Source organism: Janthinobacterium sp. UMAB-56 (genome assembly GCF_900095265.1).
Lineage (GTDB): Bacteria > Pseudomonadota > Gammaproteobacteria > Burkholderiales > Burkholderiaceae_D > Janthinobacterium.
This window is the reverse complement of sequence record NZ_LT607688.1, coordinates 1-2,501: the sequence shown is the minus strand read 5'-3', so window position 1 is coordinate 2,501 and position 2,501 is coordinate 1. Positions and strand designations below refer to the sequence as shown.

At 55.5% G+C, this 2,501-nt stretch carries 3 protein-coding genes; all 3 read left to right on the top strand.

The genetic code is table 11. The features are described 5' to 3' along the window. Window positions 1-158 precede the first annotated feature (158 nt). The 3 genes from K0F85_RS28225 to K0F85_RS28215 all read left to right on the top strand — a co-directional run bounded on the left by K0F85_RS28225 (window position 159) and on the right by K0F85_RS28215 (window position 2,341). Entirely contained in the window at window positions 159-398 is a 240-nt protein-coding gene (locus K0F85_RS28225) for a hypothetical protein (protein WP_219119116.1), read from the top strand. 306 nt (window positions 399-704) lie between these two features. Beyond that, a complete protein-coding gene (locus K0F85_RS28220; protein WP_219119115.1) occupies window positions 705-1,853 on the top strand; it encodes an Arm DNA-binding domain-containing protein in 1,149 nt (382 codons plus the stop codon). 71 nt (window positions 1,854-1,924) lie between these two features. After that, complete coding sequence (locus tag K0F85_RS28215) at window positions 1,925-2,341, top strand: hypothetical protein (protein WP_219119114.1); 417 nt, start codon at window positions 1,925-1,927, stop codon at window positions 2,339-2,341. Window positions 2,342-2,501: the final 160 nt, after the last annotated feature.

Below are 2,501 nucleotides of genomic sequence, written 5' to 3'. Positions count from 1 at the left end.
AGGAAATGGCACATGAGCACCTATGCCGTGATCGTTCGCACGCAAACCGAACGCTTTGAATATGCCGCGATTGCCGCTTCCAGCGGCGACGCGATCCAGGCCGCCCTCGACCACTTCGGCGTGTGCGGCGTTACCGCCAAACTGAAAGGAGCACCGCAATGCTGAACACCCTGACCGATTCACCGCGGCAAATCGCCCTGGGCGACCGCGTGACATTCGATACCGATGAAGGCTACCAGGCCGGCACCGTCAACGACCTGCGCCGCGACGTGGGCAATGGGGAGCTGCACGCCTGGGTGGAGCTGGATCACCAGTGGCCGGGTATCTTCCGCGCCGTGCCGCTGGGCGCCATCGAGGCGATCAAGAAAGCAGCCGCGCCTGTTGGGTGCCCAGCATGACAGCGGCCTCCCCGGCCGAGGAAGCAGATTACAAGGAATTTTGTCGACTGCGCGATTACCGCAAGCCAGGCGCTGAGGTGCCGCAATACACGGAGGTCGAAGCGTTTGCTTTGGCGATACAAACCGATTCCGAGAATAGGAAAAAGAAATGCTTCGCTACATGACCATACCGAAGTTTTCCAGCGAATCAGGCTACACCCCTGACGCGATCAGAACAAAGATCCGGGACGGGATCTGGCCGAAAGACGCCGTCTGGATCAAGGCGCCAGACAATCGAATTTTAATTGACGTGAAAGGGTATGAATCATGGGTAGAGACGGGCGAGGTGTTAAAGCTGCATCGGAAAGCAGCATCGAAATCACCTTCATGTATCGCGGCACCAGGTGCCGGGAAAGGATCGCGCTCAAGCCCACCTCCGCTAACCTGAAGCGGGCCGAGAACCACCGGGCGGCGATTCTGCACGCGATTGCCACCAACAGCTTTGACTACACGGCCACCTTTCCGCAATCGTCCAATGCCGCCAAGTTTGCCGACCAGGTCGGCGACGTGCAGACCATCGAGGCGTTTCTGGACAAGTGGCTGGACAGGCAGAAAAAACACCTCAAGGCCAGCACGTACAACGGCTATCGCAAGATCGTCGTTGGCCAGCTAATCCCCTGGTTCGGCACCATCATGCTGTCGGCGCTACGAAAAAAGGACGTGCGGGCGAAGCTGGAGCCCATGAACGCGACCAACAAGACCATGGCCAACATCCAGAGCGTGCTGCGCAAGGCGCTGGACGACGCGATAGAAGACGAGCTGATCGAGGTGAACCCGCTGGCGCGCTGGTGCTACTCCAAGGTCGAGGCACCGCAGTCGAAGGACGATATCGACCCGTTCACGAAAGAAGAGCAGGCGGCGATTCTCACGCAAGCAACCGGCCAAGGGCGCAACCTGCTGCAGTTTGCCTTCTGGACCGGTCTGCGCACGTCCGAACTGGTGGCCCTGGATTGGGCCGACGTGGACTTCGTGCGTGGTGTAGTGATGGTAACGCGCGCCCTCACTCAGCACTCCAAAGCAGCAGAAAGCACCAAGACAAACGCCGGCCGCCGCGAAGTCAAACTACTGGAGCGCGCCATGCATGCGTTGCAGGAGCAAAAGGTGTTCACCTGTGCGAAGGGTGAGGAAATCTTTCAAAATCCACGCCTGGAACGGCGCTGGGAGGGCGACCAGCCGATCCGCAAGACACTATGGACTGGCGTTCTGAAAAATGCCGGTGTACGGTATCGAAACCCCTATCAAACGCGGCACACTTATGCCAGCATGATGCTATCGGCCGGCGAACACCCGATGTGGGTGGCGAAGCAGATGGGGCATGCAGACTGGACAATGATCGCCCGGGTTTATGGACGATGGATGCCTGATGCAGATCAAACTGCTGGATCAAAAGCAGAAAATATTTTTGGAGGTTACTAGGTAAAGACTGCTAAATTGTTGGTTAAATTGTTATACAATTTGCCGCATATCAACTACCATCAGGAAAATAAATGAGCAATCGTAATGATGACAGCGCCGCTTTTCTCGTGGTCATTGCAATTATTGCAGTGTACGTAGTGGTATACCAATTTGTGAAGAGTGTTGGCGAGACTATCGGATTACCACCTGGCCCGACCGCCTGGATATTGCTCGGGGTCACGTGCCTGATCGGTAGCTTGCTTTACGCCTGGGCACGTGGGCACAGGGTAGGCAACTGGACTTTATGGCTAGTAGCCGGCACATTTGTATTCTTCATCCCCGCTTTAGACTACTGGTCACTAGACACAGTGAGCAAGATGGCGGTCGATTCAAGCTGGGAACATAGAGAACTTACACATGCTTGGTATGGCACAAAATGGGCGCAGGCAATAATGTTCCTGTCCCTGTTCGGTATTGCAGCCTTCGCTCAATATCGTGACAGCGACTAGCAAGATTACTTTCGTTCCGGAGCACGACTTAGTCTTTTTTCATTGAAGCTGCTGTCATCAACAAAGACAGATTGTCAGTATTTTGACAGTGAAACCGTTAAGACAGCCAAGAAACCAAGCTTTACGGTAGGTTCGATTCCCGCCGTCTCCACCACTGAAT